Raw genomic sequence first — 14,838 nt, 5'->3', positions numbered from 1 at the left:
GCTAGGCGCGGCGCTCGCGGATCGAGCCCTCCTGCGCGACGGAGGCGACCAGCGTGCCGTCGGGCTTGAAGATCGAGCCGCGGGTGAGCCCGCGGCCGCCCTGCGCGCTCGGCGAATCCTGCGCATAGAGCAGCCATTCGTCGGCGCGGAACGGCCGGTGAAACCACATCGCATGATCCAGCGAGGCCGGCATCATGCGCTTGTCGAACAAGGTGCGGCCATAGCGCGCCATGACCGCGTCGAGCAGTGAGAAGTCCGAGGCATAGGCCAGCGCGCACATGTGCAGCGCCGGATCATCGGGCAGCTTCGCCGCCGTCTTGATCCAGACGTTGATGCGGCCATCCTCGATCTTCTGGCCGAAGTACCGGTTCAGTTCGACGGGGCGCAGCTCGATCGGCCGGTCGGATTCGTAGTAGCGGCGGATGAAGTCCGGCATCCTTTGGAAGACCTCCTGAAACATCGGCTGCTTGGAGATCTCCTCCGCCGTCAGCTTCTCCGGCGGCGGTACGTCCGGCATCTTGTCCTGGTGGTTGAACGCGCTCTCCTCGTCGCTGTGGAACGACACCATGATCGAGAAGATCGCATTGCCGTGCTGGATCGCGGTGACGCGCCGCGTCGCATAGCTCTTGCCGTCGCGCAGACGCTCGACCTGGTAGATGATCGGCACCTGCGGGTCGCCGGGGAGGATGAAGTAGCAGTGCAGCGAATGCGGCAGCCGGCCCTCGACGGTGCGGCACGCCGCCATCATCGCCTGGCCGATCACCTGGCCGCCGAACACGCGCTGCCAGCTCGTCTTCGGGCTGTTGCCGCGGAACAGGTTCACCTCGATCGGCTCGAGATCGAGGATCGAGATCAGGTCGATCAGTCCCTTGGACATGGCGTCGTGCTTTCGCTGGCTCGGCCGGCCGCTCCGGTCCCGTTCTCGCGGGATCAGGCATCCGGAATTGATGGCCTCGGGTGGCAGCCCTTGGTTCACGCCCCTGTTTCGCCCAGCTATAATCCTCCCGCAAGAGTAACTGTGAGCAGGGTGGCATGACGACACAGCGAAGCATTGTCATTTGTGGCGGGGCCTTTGCCGGCCTGGCGCTCGCGCTCGCGCTTCGGCAGGGGCTCGGTCCCGAAGTGCCGGTGATCGTGGCCGATCCGGCGCTCGCCAACCGGCCGAGCCGCGATCCACGCGCCAGCGCCATCGTCGCGGCGTGCCGCAAGCTGTTCGATGCGATCGGGGTCTGGGCGGACGTGGCGCCGCAGGCGCAGCCGATCCTCGACATGGTCATTACCGATTCCAAGCTCGAGGACGCGACCCGCCCGTCGTTCCTGACGTTTGCGGGCCAGGTCGAGGCCGGCGAGCCGTTCGCGCACATGGTCGAGAACCGGCTCTTGATCGATGCGCTGGTGCGGCATGCGGAGGCCGCAGGCGTCGAGCTCAAGGCGATGCCGGTGACCGGCTTCGTGGCGCGGGCCGACGGCATCGCGGTGACTCTGGGCGACGGCAGCCAGCTCGAGGCGAGCCTGCTGGTGGCCGCTGACGGCGCACGTTCGAAGCTGCGCGAGCGCGCGGGCATCCAGACCCATGGCTGGGACTATGACCAGTCCGGCATCGTCGCGACCATCGGTCATGAACGCGACCATGGCGGCCGCGCCGAGGAGCATTTTCTTCCGCCCGGACCATTCGCGATCTTGCCGCTGACCGGCAAGCGCTCCTCGCTGGTGTGGACCGAGCGGCGCGCCGAGGCGAAGCGCCTCGTCGCGCTCAGCGCGGATGAATTCCATGCCGAGCTGGAGAAGCGCGCGGGTCTGCATCTCGGCGAGTTGAAGGTGCTCGACCAGCCGCGCGCTTTTCCGCTGTCCTACTTCGTCGCCCGCTCGTTCATCGCGCCGCGGCTGGCGCTGGTCGGCGACGCCGCCCATGTGATCCACCCCATCGCGGGGCAGGGGCTCAACATGGGGCTGAAGGACGTCGCCGCACTGGCCGAGGTCGTGGTCGATGCGGCAAGAATGGGGATCGATCCGGGGCAGGTCGATGTCCTCGAACGCTACCAGCGCTGGCGCCGCTTCGACACGATGGCGATGGGCGTTGCCACCAATTCGCTGAACTTCCTGTTCTCGAACAAGTCGACGCTGCTGCGGGCCGTGCGCGACATCGGCCTTGGCATCGTCGATCGCGCGCCGCCGTTGAAGGAGCTGTTCATCAAGCAGGCCGCGGGCCTCACCGGAGAGATGCCACGGCTGCTGAAGGGTGAGGCGCTGTAGAGCATGATCCGGAAAAACGGGAACCGGTCTTCCCTCGCGACAAGCGCCGAAGGCGTTTGCGCGGAGATCATGCTCGAACAAAGAGCTCAGCGCGGGCCTGCGGCGGCGATGAAGCCGGCGACGGCCTCGACCATGTCGGGGTCGAGCGGACGGTCGGGGTCGTTGTAGGAGGCGAGGTTCTCGTCCTCGTTGGCGACGTCGACCAGGACGTGGTTCATCTCCGGCAGCCACAGCGACTTGGCGGCCGGTGCGGCGGCGGCGAGCGCGACCATGTCGAGGCGTGCGATCTGGTGGTCGCGGGCGCCGCCGACGATCAGAATCGGGATCGTGAGCTGCTTCAGTGGATCGATCGGGTCCTCGGCAAAGGCGGAGCCGATGCTGGGCTGCATGCTCGGTGCGACCGGCAGCTCGGGCGGTGGCGGGTCCACGACCTGCCCGGCCATGATGGCGTCGATCGCCTTGGCGACCGGCTCCATCTTCGCGGCCGGCAGCTTCTTCTCGAGCTGCGCCTTCAACAGGTCGCCCTGCCGCCGCGCCGATGTGGTGAGCAGCACGAGGCGGTCGACCGGGGTGCGGCGGGCGGTGAGGATGGCGACCAGGCCGCCCTCGCTGTGGCCGACGAGAACGATGCGGGCGAACTTGCCGTGCAGGAAGTCGACCAGCGCGGCGGCGTCGTCGACGTAGTCCTTGAAGCGGAAGTCCTCCGGCTTGCCGAACTCCGCCTTCCAGCCGCGTGCGCCGCGCTTGTCGTAGCGCAGGCTGGCGATGCCTTGGGTGGCGAGCTGCTCGGCGAGCTTCTTCAAGGTCGCCGGCTTGAGCTGCGGCCCATTGCCATCCCGGTCCGTCGACCCGGAGCCGGCGATCAGCAGCGCCACCGGCGGGCGCTCGACACCCGCTGGCGTCGTCAGGACGGCGTCGAGTGCGCCAATGCGGACGGCGCTCTCCTCGGCCGAGACCCCCGAAGCGAGGGCCATCAGCGCCACGGCGAGCGCACAGCGGATCACGACGGGCCGCATCGGTCAGTCGATCTTCCGCGCTTCCTCGGGCAGCATGATCGGGATGCCATCGCGGATCGGGTAGGCGAGCTTCGCCGACCGCGAGACCAGCTCCTGTTTCGCCGCGTCGTATTCCAGCGGGCCCTTGGTCATCGGGCAGACCAGGATCTCGAGCAGCTTGGGATCGACGGAATTGGCGGGGCGTTCGAGCGGGGCGTTCATGGCAAGGGTCTCCGGCGGGCGCCTCTGTAGCATAACGTCCGCTCGCTTGTCGTGCTTCAAGGCATGTGCCGGGCGATCCGGATCAGCTCGTCGATGACCGCGTCCAGTTGCTCGGCCGGCAACGGCCGATCCGACAGCGCGTGGCCGAGGAAGGTCCAGTACAGCACCTGGGCGCGTGCGCGCGCGATCGCCGGCACTAGTCCCTCGGCTGCAAGCAGGCTCTCGACATAGCCCAGCCGGCGCCTGTCGATGGCTTGGACAGCCTGCCGCGCGGCGGGGTCGGATCCGGCCCAGTTGCGCACGGCGCGCTCCAGGGTGAGCTTGACGTTGAACGCGCGGCGGAGGAGCACGGCAATGGCCGGCTGGTCGCCGGCGTTCGCCTCCACCCCGGTGATGATCTGCTCGGCCGCAATCTCCCGCCACTTCTTGAGGAGGGCCGCGTGAAACCCGGCCACATCGGCGAAATGCCAGTAGAAGCTGCCGCGCGACACGCCCAAGGCTTTCGCCAGCGGCTCCGCCTTCAGCGCGGTGAAGCCCCGGCTGGCCAGCACCTTCAATCCCTGTGTCAGCCAATCGTCGGCCGAGAGCTGATCGGTCATGTCGTCACCATGAGACGACCATACACAGCTGTATTGACGACCGCCAGGGCTTCGTGCATTGTCCATACATAACTGTATGGAGGCGTGCCATGCGCGATGCGCTGCTCGTGACCGCGGGGCTGATGGCGATCACCGTCGCCGTGATCCACGGCGTGCTCGGCGAGACGACGGTTTTCGCGCGTGCCACCATCTCGCCGGAGCGGCTGCGAACCCTGCTGCGGCTGGTCTGGCAGACTGGCACGGTGGCGTGGATCGGCTGTGGCGTGCTGCTCGCCGTCGCCCCGCAAATGACGTCGGAGTCGGCGCGGCATTGGACGGTGACCACGGTCATCGTCGTGTTCGCTTTCGCCGCAGGCGCCAATGCGCTCGCGACGCGCGGGCGGCATTTCGGCTGGGTCATGCTCGCCGGCGTAGTCAGTCTCGCCATCGCCGGCTACTGACGCGGCGAATCCCGGTCCACCGCAGCGCCGCCACGTACCCGGCGAGAGGAAGGCATCGCGACGCTCCGTAACCGCCGCGTCGCCTCAACTGCTGTTCGGCCGCACTCCGTTCACCGCGAGGCCACTGCCACGACACATTCGCCAAGAATGGTTCCAACTTAGAAGGAGTCTCTTTGCAGACACGGCGACGAGCCGCTTAGCTGTTCGTCGTCGCGAACGGGTGCCCGGCGTCGACATCGATCCGGGCGCACAACCGTTCTCCGATTTGCTTGTCTGGATAGGAGAGGGGACGGATCGATGTTGGTCGACGTGGTGCGGAAGTTGGTCGTCGTAGGTGGAAGCGTCGGCATGCTGTTGATGGCAGCGCAGGCGCACGCCGGGGGATCGAGCGAGATCTGCCTCACCTATGCCAACGGTCAATTCGAGCCCAAGGAGCCGACCGTTCCCGCGGACGCGCCGCTGACCATCCGCGTCCGGAACATGGAGGGCAAGGCCATCGAGTTCGAGAGCGAGACCCTGAAGGTCGAGAAGGTGATCGCGGCCAACAGCGAGGCGGTGCTCAACGTCCGCGCCATGAAGTCCGGGCGCTACGAGTTCTATAATGACTTCAACGAAAAGGCCCGCGGCTTCGTCAACGTCCAATAGGTCCAGATCCCATGCTCGCCGCCCTGATCATCGTCTTCCGCGAAGTGTTCGAAGCCGGCCTGATCGTCGGTATCGTGCTTGCCGTCACCAGCGCGGTTCCGCATCGCCTGCGCTGGATCGGCGCGGGGCTGTTTGCCGGTCTGGTCGGCGCATGCATCGTCGCGGCGTTCGCGGGAACGTTGACGCAGCTCTTTGAAGGCATGGGGCAGGAATTGTTCAATGCGGGGATCCTGTCGGCTGCCGTGATCATGCTGACCTGGCACAATGTCTGGATGGCCCGGCACGGCCGCGAGATGAGCACCGAGCTGCGGACGATGGGCCAAGCGGTGGCAGACGGCGCCAAGCCGCTGGTCGCGCTGGCGACCGTGATCGCCATCGCCGTGTTGCGCGAGGGCAGCGAGGTCGCGCTGTTTCTCTATGGGGTGGCGGCCTCCGGCGACGGCAGCGGGCGGGCGCTACTCGGTGGCGGCGTCCTTGGCCTGCTGCTCGGCGTTGCCGTCTGTCTCGCGACCTATCTCGGCCTGATGCGCATCCCGCCGCGCGCGCTGTTCAAGACCACCACCGTGCTGATCACCCTGCTGTCGGCGGGAATGGCCGCGCAGGCGGTGTTCTTTCTCGCCCGCGCCAACTGGCTGACAACGTTCGACCATGTGGTGTGGGATTCGAGCGCGGTTCTGCCCGAGCGTGGCGTCGCCGGGCGGACGCTCAAGGCTCTGATCGGCTATACGGATCAGCCTACCGCGATGCAGCTCGCAGTCTACATCGGGGTGATCGTCACCACCATCGCACTGATGCGCCTGACGGCGGCCCCGCCAGCGCCGCGCGCGGCTCCCGCCGAGTGATCATTGCAGCGGCGGATCGCCCGAGGTCCGCTTCTTGGCGAGATCCATCTCGGTCACGGCGATGAGGATTTCGGCGCGGGTCTTCAGGTCCGGCGCCTCGAGCATCGCCTGCTTCTCCGCCGGACCATAGGGCGACATCATCGCCAGCGCGTTCACGAGCGCTTCGTTCGGCGCCGCTTCGATGCCGGCCCAGTCGACCTTGAGATTGTTCGCCTTGAGGAAGTCGGTGAGAACCGCGAGCAGCGCTTCGCGGTCCACCGCGTCTTCACCCTTGCGCGCCGTGAAATCATCGACGAACGGGAAATAATCGACCTTGCACTGCCGATAGGGCGTGAGCACCGTCATTTCCTCGACCACCTTGAAACGGGACACGCCGGTGAGCTCAAGGATGTAGCGGCCATCGCCGGACTCGGCGAGCTGCGTGATCCGGCCGACGCAGCCGACCTTGAACAGCACCGGGCGCTCCTCGCTGGAGGAGTGCGTGACGTCGGGCTGGATCATGCCGATGAGCCGATGGCCGTCACGAAGCGCATCGTCGACCATCGCGAGATAACGCGGCTCGAAGATGTTGAGCGGCATTTGGCCGCGCGGCAGCAGCAAGGCTCCCGCCAACGGAAACACCGGAACGATCTCCGGCAGCTCGGCGGGACCGCGATATTCGGCATTGATCGGCATGCGATACCTCGTGTCCGCTGGAACGAGCGCGCGTCCCGTCCAGCCGGGTTACGAAAACAGGATCGTCGACAGCCGCTTGCGGCCCTCGATGGTGGCCTCGTCGGCGCCGCCCCAGGCTTCGAAGAACTGCACGAGCTGCTTACGCGCGCCGTCTTCGTTCCATTTGCGGTCACGCTTCACGATCTCGAGCAGCTGGTCGGTGGCTTCCTTCCGCTTGCCCGCGGCGTTCAGTGCGGTCGCCAGGTCAAAACGCGCCTGGTGGTCGAGCGGATTGGCGGCGACCTTCTGTTCGAGCTCGCCGACCGGCCCGAGCGACTGGGCCTGCTCTGCCAGATCGATCGCGGCCTGCACGGCGGAGACCGCCGAATCGCTGCGCTTGGAGTCCGGGACCATCGCAAGCGTCTGCTTGGCCTCGTTGATCGCGCCGAGCTCGACCTGGCACTTCGCAAGCCCGGCGATCGCGGGGATGTTGGCGGCATCGATCGCGAGCACCTCGGCATAGATCTCAGCCGCGCCGGCCGCATCGCCTTCAGCGAGAACCGCTTCGGCTTCCTTGAGGATTTCGGCGATGTCGGGCTCGCCGGCGCCGGGAACGCCCTTGGTGATCTTTTCGATGAAGGCGGCGACCTGGCTCTCGGGCACCGCACCCATGAAGCCATCGGCGGGTCGTCCGCCGACGAACGCGATCACGGCCGGAATCGACTGGATTCCCATCTGGCCGGGAATGGCCGGATGCTCGTCGATGTTCATCTTGACCAGCTTGACCTTGCCCTTGGCGGCCTTGACGGCTTTTTCCAGGATGGGCGTCAGCTGCTTGCACGGTCCGCACCACGGCGCCCAGAAGTCGATGAGGACCGGCTGCCGCTTCGATTCCTCGATGACGTCCTTCACGAAGCTCTGCGTCGTGGTGTCCTTGATCAGATCCGGCACCTGCGGCGCCGGTCCGCCGCCCTGCTCAACAATGGTCACGGGGTCCCTCGTCCGAAAAATTCCGATGGACGGCGACCGGGAACCGGCCGCCGCCGCGCCTCAATACACGTTTTCTCTCACTTTAAGTGGCGGTCCAGCTGGAAATTTCAATCAGCGCCCATCGCGGCCCGGTGATGGGCAGGTTTGGGCCCGGTTCGGCCGGCCCCGACCGCAAAAATTTGAACGTCGTCGGCGTACGAAACCTGTCGCAGACCTGTTGCATTCGTCCGCGGCATTTGGCATAGGTCTGCCCGTCGCTGGCGGCCACGCCGCCAAGGCGTCACGGATGCGGGTGTAGCTCAGTGGTAGAGCACGACCTTGCCAAGGTCGGGGTCGAGGGTTCGAACCCCTTCGCCCGCTCCAAAAATTCCGCTCCGTTCCCCTCTCGCCTTATGCCTCATCATTTCGTCGGCGGGGATTTGTCCCAGGCCGCGAGCGCGTCGGCGAATACCCGATCTCCACTGGGACCTTTGCCGATTGCGAGGATGCCGCGGCGCTGGTTCGCATAGACGACCGGGATGTCGAACCATTCGCGCCGTGCGAGCAGCTCCTCGTTGCGCGCGCGATCGGCCTCGACGTTGGACAAGCCCACCAGGAACGAATCTTCGGTGATCTTGACGGAAAGCCCGGCAAGCGGCGTCCCGCGCGAATTCTCATCCGCCTTCATCAGCATTCCTGGGACGCTGCTGATGCCGCCACCGACGAAATCGGCAGCGGGCCTGAATGTGAGCTCGGCGACATGGCTGGCCGGCAGGCTGGGATCGTCGTTGCGGCGCAACTGCAGGCTGACCTTCAGTTTGCGCTCGGGAATGTCGATCTCGCCACGGATCACCGGCGTGGGCCGTCCCGATTGTGCGTTCTTGACCGTCTCCGTCCGCCAGGTGACCGAGCCGGAATAGCGCTTACCCTTGGGGTCGGAGAGATCCTCATCATACAGCACGGCAAGTCCGGGCGTCCGCGCATCTGCCGCGTCGGACGATGCGGTCGGGCTCGAAACGGGAGCGCTGCTCCGGGCGGCGGCGGGGCCAGCGGGCTGCGCTGGCTTCGCCGCAGCGGCGCTCAGTTGAGCGCCGCCGTCGATCGACGTGAACATCACGAGCGGCTGCTGCGCTCCGCCCGTGGCACGCTCCACCGCCGCATTGGTCTGGTTGAAGGTCTCGATCAGGCGTTGGCCTGGCTGCTGCAGCGCCTCTGCAAGGGCGGCGGCGAACACGCCGTGACCGTCCGGGCCGCGCTGTCCCGCCGTCCCGGCCTGTGCGGCAAAGGAGATCACGGTCCGTGCGGAAACGTCGACCGGGACGAGGCCGGCGGCAAGACCGGCGATGCCGCGCCCGGCGAACGGATTGGAGCGGAAGGCGTCGAGAATGATCACGTTCTGCCGGGGGCCCGATCCGCCCAGCTCGCGCAGAATCGCAGTCAGGTCGCGCAGTTCGGTGCTGAGATCCGCAGCTTTCGCCGGCGCCGCGTCGACCGGGACGAGATAATCGGCGCCGCCCAGGTTGAGCCCATAGCCGGCATAATAGATCAGCGCGACGTCGGCGTCGGCGATCCGGCCCTTGAACTCGGCAAGCGCGCGATCGAAGCTTCGCCTGTCGAGGTCGATCTGCGCGGCACCGCCGCTCAGGGTGAAGCCGAGCCGCGACAGGCTGTCGGCGATCAGCCGGGCATCCGCCGCCGGCTCGTCCAGCAGCGGTGCGTGCTCGTGGATGGCGTTGCCGATCACCAGCGCCACCCGCTTGTCGGCGGCAGCGGGCCCGGTCGAGATCAGGATCGCGCCGACGACAAGGATGGTTGCAGACAGCAGCTGTCCAACTCGGCCGATCACCCGACGCATGCCAACGATCTCCTGTCACCCGATCTGCTCGTGCGACGATTTTACCGCATTTCGAACAAAGCAGGAACAAGAATCGTGGCAGGAAAGAGAAATTGCCGTGGGCTGTCGGCGACCTAGACCACCACCGGCGTGCGCACCCGGCCGGCATCGCCGAACACGCGGAGATAACGGGCGATCTCGGCGGGATCGCCGGTCGCCTTCTCCGGGTTGTCGGACAGCTTCACGGCGGGGTGCCCGTCTGCCGACGTCACCTTGCAGACCAGCGAGATCGGATCGAGGTCGACCGAGCCGTCCGGCGAGCAGCCGACGAAATCGTTGGTCAGGTTGGTGCCCCAGCCGAACGACAGCCGCACCTGGTCGGAGAACCGATGATGGATCTGCTCGATCGATTCGACGTCCATCGCGTCGGAGAACACGAGCAGCTTCTGCTTGGGATCGCGCCCCTTCGATTTCCACCAGGCGATGATCTCCTCGCCGGCCTGGATCGGTGGCGCGCTGTCGGGACGGAAGCCGGTCCAGTCGGCGACCCAGTCGGGTGCGTCGCGCAGGAAGGCCTTGGTGCCGAATGCGTCGGGCAGCGCGATCAGCAGGTTGCCTGCGTAGGTCTGCCGCCACTGGTCGAGAATGCGATAGGGCGCGAAGCGCAGCTCGTCATCGTCCTTGGCGAGCGCCGCTGCCACCATCGGCAGCTCATGCGCGTTGGTGCCGATGGCCTCGAGGTCGTTGTCCATCGCCAGCAGCACGTTGGAGGTGCCGGTGAACGACGGGCCGAGACCTTCCTTGACGGCCTCGACGCACCAGCGCTGCCACAGGAAGCCGTGGCGGCGGCGGGTGCCGAAATCCGACAGCCGCAGCCCCTCGAGCTTGCGCAGCCGCTCCACCTTGGCCCACAGCTTGGCCTTGGCGCGGGCGAACAGCACGTCGAGCGCGAACCGGCCCTGGCCCTTCATGGCCTGGCGCGAGCGCAGCTCGTTGACGATCGCGAGCGCCGGGATCTCCCACATCGTGGTGTGGGTCCAGGGCCCGTGGAAATGCAGCTCGTACTGGCCGTCGGACTTGCGCAGCTCGTATTCGGGCAGGCGGAAATTGGCGAGCCAGGCGATGAACTCCGGCGAGAACATGTGGGTCTTGCCGTAGAAGGTGTTGCCGGCCAGCCAGATCAGCTCCTTCTTGGCGAAGCGGATGGTGCGGGCGTGGTCGAGCTGGGCGCGCAATTCGCCCTCGTCGATGACGTCGCCGAGCCGCACCCGCCGGGTCCGGTTGATGACCGAGAATGTCACCTGCTGACTCGGGTAGAACTCCCGAATCATCTGCAGCATCAACAACTTGTAAAAGTCGGTGTCGAGCAGGCTGCGCACGATCGGGTCGAGGCGCCAACCGTGATTATAGGTTCTGCTCGCGATGTCTGTGATTGTCATGTGACCGTTTTACAGCGCTGGCCGCAAACCCGCCACTGGGCTTGTCGGAGGAGGCCCTCGTGGCGCGGCGGCATCCTTGCTCGGGGGTCGTGGCGGCGATCAGCGCGCCAGGAGCGGCACGCCGGGATCGAACGCCAGCACCGCTTCGGCCCATTTCGCGACGCGGAGCACGTGGAGGTCGTTGCGATAGGGGCCGGCGATCTGCACGCCCAGTGGCAGGCCGTTGTTGCCGAACCCGGCCGGCAAGGAGATGGCCGGCGCTCCGACGAAGGTCCAAGGGGCGCAATATTCGGCGTCCCCGGTCCAATCCAGGCCGCGCGGCGCTTCGCCGAAGGCTGGCAAGGTGAGCACTGCGTCGAAGCCGTCGAGCTCAGCGGCGAGCGCCTTCTGCCTGAGGGCTTGGGCCGCCTTCGCGGCGAGATATTCCATGGCCGTCTTGCTTCGCCCGCTCTCGACGTGGCCCTTCATGACCTCGCTGACCCGGTCGGGATAGCGCGCGATCAGATCGGAGAAGATCGTGGTCGCCTCGCTGAGCATGATCGTGGTGATCGCATCCCAGTTCACCGCGTCGAGCTCTCTCAGTTCGATCTCGTCGATCGTCGCGCCGGCGCTGCGCAGCTTGTCGACGACCGATTCGAACACCGCCTTCTGCTCGGCCTCGGCGCGCTCCCATTTGGCGAAGCGCACCACCGCAAGCCGTGGCGTGCGGAGCGGTGTGGGGCCGTGGTCGATGTCGACGGTGAAGCCCGGCAGCGGCCGGCCGTGGCGATCATCGGCGCTGGTGCCGGCCAGCAGAGAGAGGGCCAAGGCCACGTCGTCGACGCGGCGGGCGAAGAAGCCGACATGGTCGAGCGACGGGCTGAGGGGATGCACGCCGACGCGTGGAATCGCGCCGAAGCTCGGCTTGAAGCCGACGACGCCGTTGAAGGCCGCCGGTCGGATCACCGAGCCGAGTGTCTGCGTGCCCAGCGCGAGCGGGACCAGGCCGGCCGCAACGGCCGCGGCCGATCCGGACGATGAGCCGCCCGGCGTGTGCTCGGGGTTCCATGGATTGACGGTCGGACCTGGATGACGCCAGGCGAATTCGGTGGAGACCGTCTTGCCGAAGATGGTTGCGCCGAGATTGCGCAGTCGCTCGACCACCCAGGCGTCCGCATCCGGCACGTGATCGCGGTAGATCTGCGAGCCGTTGGTGGTCGGCATGTCCGAGGTGGCGATGATATCCTTGATGGCGACGGGAATTCCACCGAGCGGGCCGGTCTTTGGAGCGACATCCCGCGGCAGATATTCGAATGCTTTCAGCCGCGGTTCGATTGCCTGCGTCTTCTTCAGGCAATCTTCGCCATAGGCGGTGGCCGCTGTCGGATCGGCTGCAAACCGTCGCAGCAGCTCGAGAACGCCGGCACCGGCCTTCGGCGTGGACACAGGGAAACGCTCGGACATTCATCGATCCTGTCGACTTGATCTCATTGCCGCGCGGTGAACGGTCGCAGCCGGTTGTTCCGATCCTATCGGGTGTTCAAGCGCGCGCCAATCGTCGGGCCGATCGGAGCATATGAATACAGCGCATGGCGGCAGGCCCGTGCCGCGTGGCGGACAATCGCCGATGCGGCGCAGGCGTGAGCATGGGCATGCGCATCCAGTATGAGATGAGTGGAACGGCATCTCTTGAGCCTCGCGCGAACCTGGCAGCAATCCGCTTCTCACCCGCTCAGGATGTGCTACCATTTTCGAGCAGGACCACTGGTGTGGTCGGCCAAAGGACGTCTTCAGATACGTTCCGAATAGTAGACGCAGCCACATGAGCTGCCTCATGGGAGTGAAGCGATGACATCGGCTTTTCACCGAAGCATTCTTGCGCTTGCAACAATCAGTCTTCTCGCCGGCACCAGCATCGCCGGCGCGCAGCAGCAATCCGATCAGGGCAAGGGCCTGAAGAAATACGAATCAGGCACCAAGGAGTTCTGGACGCATCCGCCGGACGACTGGTTCCTCGGTGACGAGACCGAGGCGCAGAAGGGGCTGGCGCCGCCATCGGGCCCGCCGACCGGCGCCTCCGATGCCGAGCTTGCGAAGATCGTCAAGCAAGTGAAGCTGCCCGACGGCTTCAAGATGGAGGTCTGGGCGTCGGGCGTGCTCGCCGCGCGGCAGATGGCGTGGGGCGACAAGGGCACGCTGTTCGTCGGCTCGTTCGGACTCGGCAACGTCTATGCGATCAGCGACAAGGGCGGCAAGCGCGAGGTCAAGACGGTCCTCAAGGGCTTGAACATGCCGACCGGCCTTGCCTTCCAGGACGGCAATCTCTACGTCATCGCCGTCGACAAGCTGATCAAATACGAGAATGCCGAGGCCAATCTCGACAATCTCGGCCAGGGCAAGGTCGTCTATGACGACATGCCGTCCTATGCGGCGCATGGCTGGAAATACATCGCGGTCGACAAGGAGGGCTGGTTCTATATTCCCTTCGGCCCGCCCTTCAACATCGGCATTCCGCCGACATCGGTGTCGCAGATCCGCCGCGTCGATCCACGCACCGGCAATGCCGAGATCTGGGCGCTCGGCGTCCGCAACAGCGTCGGCGGCGACGTCGATCCGCGCACCGGCCGCTACTGGTTCACCGAGAACGCGCGCGACTGGGTCAGCGATGAACTGCCGAGCGACAAGCTCAACATGATCTCGAAGATCGGCGAGCATTTCGGCTATCCCTATTGCCATCAGGGTGACATGCCGGATCCGAAATTCGCGATGGGTCACAAGTGCTCGGAGTTCACGCCGCCGGTGCTGAACCTCGGTGCGCACGTGGCGCCGCTCGGCATGAAGTTCTACACCGGTGACCAGTTCCCGGCGGAGTACAAGAACAACATCCTGATCGCCGAGCACGGCTCCTGGAACCGGCACAAGTACCAGGGTGCGCGGATCATGCGCGTCATCGTCGGTCCCGACGGCAAGGACGCCAAGCAGGAGGTGTTCGCTTCCGGCTGGCTCGAAGGCGACCAGGGCTATCTCGGCCGCCCCGACGACATCATCCTCGCCAAGGATGGCTCGATCCTGGTGGCGGACGACTGGGCCGGCGCGATCTATCGCATCAGCTACGAGAAGAAATGAGCTCGTCGTGAAAGCGGGGCTGCGCGCTGCCTTACGGCGGCCGCAGCCCCAACTATTTTGACAGTCGCGCGTTGACCGGGGGCGAGGTACCGCTCATCGACCGAAGGCCGGTCCGCGCGCCATAGCAATGATGGGAGCGAGAACCCCCGCGATGACTCCAGGGACCTCCAGAATGTGCCGGGCAGCAGCGGCCGCGCTGACGCTCTTGGTTGCGGCGCGTCCGGCCTCCGCGGCCGATCTCGAGGCGGGCAAGGCCAAGGCCGAGCTCTGCGCCGGCTGTCACGGCGAGAACGGCATCTCGCAGACCGAGAACATTCCCTCGCTCGCCGGCCAGCAGGATCAGTTCATCCAGTGGCAGCTCGTGTTCTTCCGCGCCGGCACACGCAAGAACGAGGCGATGAAGCCGATCGTCGATCAGCTCACCAACGAGGACATCCGCAATCTCGGCGCCTATTTCGCCTCGCTGCAGCCGGCCAAGGCGCCGCCCGACAATGATCCGGATCTGTCGGCCAAAGGCGCGCAAGCCGCCGCCGGCCGCCGCTGCGCCTCGTGCCATCTCGACAGCTATGCCGGCACCAAGGGCGTGGCGCGGCTCGCCGGCCAGCGCGAGGAATATCTCGTCAAGGCGCTGCACGACTACAAGAGCGGCCAGCGCGTCGGCGGCAGCCAGGCGGCGATGACGGATGTTGCCTATCCGCTGAGCGACGAGGAGATCACGGCGCTCGCGCATTATCTGGCGCATCTGTAGTTGCTGGTGATGGGATGGGGTCTCGCGCCACACCCACAGCTGTCGTCCCGTACAAGCCTGCCGACGCGAAGCGTTGGTGGGCGCCGATCCGGG

15 protein-coding genes and 1 tRNA gene are annotated in these 14,838 nt (G+C 66.2%); 7 read left to right on the top strand and 9 right to left on the bottom strand.

Annotation, left to right across the window (positions count from 1 at the left end):
• Nucleotide 1: 1 nt before the first annotated feature.
• Complete coding sequence (gene tesB, locus ACQR13_RS01770) at nt 2-877, bottom strand: acyl-CoA thioesterase II (protein ID WP_315715848.1); 876 nt, start codon at nt 875-877, stop codon at nt 2-4.
• A gap of 155 nt (nt 878-1,032) precedes the next feature.
• Between tesB and ACQR13_RS01765 the strand changes: the two genes are divergently transcribed.
• On the top strand, nt 1,033-2,253 hold the full coding sequence (locus tag ACQR13_RS01765) for a ubiquinone biosynthesis hydroxylase (protein WP_315750573.1): 1,221 nt from the start codon (nt 1,033-1,035) through the stop codon (nt 2,251-2,253).
• Nucleotides 2,254-2,339: 86 nt separating this feature from the next.
• Here the strand turns inward: ACQR13_RS01765 and ACQR13_RS01760 are convergent, their stop codons facing one another.
• Genes ACQR13_RS01760 through ACQR13_RS01750 form a run of 3 tightly spaced genes read right to left on the bottom strand, consistent with a single transcriptional unit; the run spans nt 2,340 to nt 4,069 of the window.
• Nucleotides 2,340-3,269 (bottom strand): alpha/beta hydrolase, encoded by a 930-nt coding sequence (locus tag ACQR13_RS01760; RefSeq protein ID WP_434862529.1) that lies wholly within the window; start codon nt 3,267-3,269, stop codon nt 2,340-2,342.
• Nucleotides 3,270-3,272: 3 nt separating this feature from the next.
• Nucleotides 3,273-3,470 carry a Trm112 family protein gene (locus ACQR13_RS01755; protein ID WP_006613415.1) on the bottom strand — a complete coding sequence of 66 codons (198 nt, stop codon included), beginning with the start codon at nt 3,468-3,470 and terminating at the stop codon, nt 3,273-3,275.
• 56 nt (nt 3,471-3,526) lie between these two features.
• Nucleotides 3,527-4,069, bottom strand: a complete 543-nt coding sequence (locus ACQR13_RS01750; RefSeq protein ID WP_315715851.1) for a TetR/AcrR family transcriptional regulator — start codon at nt 4,067-4,069, stop codon at nt 3,527-3,529.
• An 89-nt stretch (nt 4,070-4,158) separates the two neighbouring features.
• On the opposite strand from ACQR13_RS01750, the gene ACQR13_RS01745 reads away from it, so the two are divergent.
• The 3 genes from ACQR13_RS01745 to ACQR13_RS01735 all read left to right on the top strand — a co-directional run bounded on the left by ACQR13_RS01745 (nt 4,159) and on the right by ACQR13_RS01735 (nt 5,996).
• Entirely contained in the window at nt 4,159-4,509 is a 351-nt protein-coding gene (locus ACQR13_RS01745) for a hypothetical protein (RefSeq protein WP_316169970.1), read from the top strand.
• A gap of 348 nt (nt 4,510-4,857) precedes the next feature.
• On the top strand, nt 4,858-5,154 hold the full coding sequence (locus ACQR13_RS01740) for a cupredoxin domain-containing protein (protein WP_315715853.1): 297 nt from the start codon (nt 4,858-4,860) through the stop codon (nt 5,152-5,154).
• 11 nt (nt 5,155-5,165) lie between these two features.
• Complete coding sequence (locus ACQR13_RS01735) at nt 5,166-5,996, top strand: FTR1 family iron permease (protein WP_315750577.1); 831 nt, start codon at nt 5,166-5,168, stop codon at nt 5,994-5,996.
• Here the strand turns inward: ACQR13_RS01735 and ACQR13_RS01730 are convergent, their stop codons facing one another.
• Together ACQR13_RS01730 and trxA are read right to left on the bottom strand one after the other, a co-directional pair.
• The gene (locus ACQR13_RS01730) at nt 5,997-6,671 is read right to left on the bottom strand and encodes an LON peptidase substrate-binding domain-containing protein (RefSeq protein ID WP_315715855.1); all 675 of its coding nucleotides are present in this window, start codon (nt 6,669-6,671) and stop codon (nt 5,997-5,999) included. It abuts the gene before it with no gap.
• A 48-nt stretch (nt 6,672-6,719) separates the two neighbouring features.
• Nucleotides 6,720-7,640, bottom strand: a complete 921-nt coding sequence (gene trxA / locus ACQR13_RS01725; RefSeq protein WP_315715856.1) for a thioredoxin — start codon at nt 7,638-7,640, stop codon at nt 6,720-6,722.
• Nucleotides 7,641-7,928: 288 nt separating this feature from the next.
• Between trxA and ACQR13_RS01720 the strand changes: the two genes are divergently transcribed.
• Nucleotides 7,929-8,003 (top strand) — tRNA-Gly (locus tag ACQR13_RS01720).
• A gap of 37 nt (nt 8,004-8,040) precedes the next feature.
• Here the strand turns inward: ACQR13_RS01720 and ACQR13_RS01715 are convergent.
• From ACQR13_RS01715 to ACQR13_RS01705, 3 genes are all read right to left on the bottom strand, one after another.
• Nucleotides 8,041-9,474, bottom strand: a complete 1,434-nt coding sequence (locus tag ACQR13_RS01715) for a caspase family protein (protein WP_434862528.1) — start codon at nt 9,472-9,474, stop codon at nt 8,041-8,043.
• Between the two features lie 113 nt (nt 9,475-9,587).
• Nucleotides 9,588-10,892 (bottom strand): nicotinate phosphoribosyltransferase, encoded by a 1,305-nt coding sequence (gene pncB / locus ACQR13_RS01710; RefSeq protein WP_315715858.1) that lies wholly within the window; start codon nt 10,890-10,892, stop codon nt 9,588-9,590.
• A gap of 99 nt (nt 10,893-10,991) precedes the next feature.
• On the bottom strand, nt 10,992-12,335 hold the full coding sequence (locus ACQR13_RS01705; protein ID WP_316169967.1) for an amidase: 1,344 nt from the start codon (nt 12,333-12,335) through the stop codon (nt 10,992-10,994).
• 384 nt (nt 12,336-12,719) lie between these two features.
• On the opposite strand from ACQR13_RS01705, the gene ACQR13_RS01700 reads away from it, so the two are divergent.
• Both ACQR13_RS01700 and ACQR13_RS01695 read left to right on the top strand, forming a co-directional pair.
• On the top strand, nt 12,720-13,997 hold the full coding sequence (locus ACQR13_RS01700; RefSeq protein WP_315715860.1) for a PQQ-dependent sugar dehydrogenase: 1,278 nt from the start codon (nt 12,720-12,722) through the stop codon (nt 13,995-13,997).
• A gap of 172 nt (nt 13,998-14,169) precedes the next feature.
• Entirely contained in the window at nt 14,170-14,745 is a 576-nt protein-coding gene (locus tag ACQR13_RS01695) for a c-type cytochrome (protein ID WP_434862527.1), read from the top strand.
• The last annotated feature ends 93 nt before the right edge of the window (nt 14,746-14,838 follow it).

It is taken from the genome of Bradyrhizobium sp. HKCCYLRH3059, assembly GCF_051168035.1.
Classification (GTDB): domain Bacteria; phylum Pseudomonadota; class Alphaproteobacteria; order Rhizobiales; family Xanthobacteraceae; genus Bradyrhizobium.
Note: the sequence above shows the minus strand (reverse complement) of the source record. Positions and strands in the feature narration are given on the sequence as shown.

What these genes read in the sequence shown, in the direction of transcription:
- tesB (WP_315715848.1), bottom strand. Translation starts at nt 877, where the DNA reads ATGTCCAAGGGACTGATCGACCTGATCTCGATCCTCGATCTCGAGCCG.
- ACQR13_RS01765 (WP_315750573.1), top strand. Translation starts at nt 1,033, where the DNA reads ATGACGACACAGCGAAGCATTGTCATTTGTGGCGGGGCCTTTGCCGGC.
- ACQR13_RS01760 (WP_434862529.1), bottom strand. Translation starts at nt 3,269, where the DNA reads ATGCGGCCCGTCGTGATCCGCTGTGCGCTCGCCGTGGCGCTGATGGCC.
- ACQR13_RS01755 (WP_006613415.1), bottom strand. Translation starts at nt 3,470, where the DNA reads ATGAACGCCCCGCTCGAACGCCCCGCCAATTCCGTCGATCCCAAGCTG.
- ACQR13_RS01750 (WP_315715851.1), bottom strand. Translation starts at nt 4,069, where the DNA reads ATGACCGATCAGCTCTCGGCCGACGATTGGCTGACACAGGGATTGAAG.
- ACQR13_RS01745 (WP_316169970.1), top strand. Translation starts at nt 4,159, where the DNA reads ATGCGCGATGCGCTGCTCGTGACCGCGGGGCTGATGGCGATCACCGTC.
- ACQR13_RS01740 (WP_315715853.1), top strand. Translation starts at nt 4,858, where the DNA reads ATGCTGTTGATGGCAGCGCAGGCGCACGCCGGGGGATCGAGCGAGATC.
- ACQR13_RS01735 (WP_315750577.1), top strand. Translation starts at nt 5,166, where the DNA reads ATGCTCGCCGCCCTGATCATCGTCTTCCGCGAAGTGTTCGAAGCCGGC.
- ACQR13_RS01730 (WP_315715855.1), bottom strand. Translation starts at nt 6,671, where the DNA reads ATGCCGATCAATGCCGAATATCGCGGTCCCGCCGAGCTGCCGGAGATC.
- ACQR13_RS01715 (WP_434862528.1), bottom strand. Translation starts at nt 9,474, where the DNA reads ATGCGTCGGGTGATCGGCCGAGTTGGACAGCTGCTGTCTGCAACCATC.
- pncB (WP_315715858.1), bottom strand. Translation starts at nt 10,892, where the DNA reads ATGACAATCACAGACATCGCGAGCAGAACCTATAATCACGGTTGGCGC.
- ACQR13_RS01705 (WP_316169967.1), bottom strand. Translation starts at nt 12,335, where the DNA reads ATGTCCGAGCGTTTCCCTGTGTCCACGCCGAAGGCCGGTGCCGGCGTT.
- ACQR13_RS01700 (WP_315715860.1), top strand. Translation starts at nt 12,720, where the DNA reads ATGACATCGGCTTTTCACCGAAGCATTCTTGCGCTTGCAACAATCAGT.
- ACQR13_RS01695 (WP_434862527.1), top strand. Translation starts at nt 14,170, where the DNA reads ATGTGCCGGGCAGCAGCGGCCGCGCTGACGCTCTTGGTTGCGGCGCGT.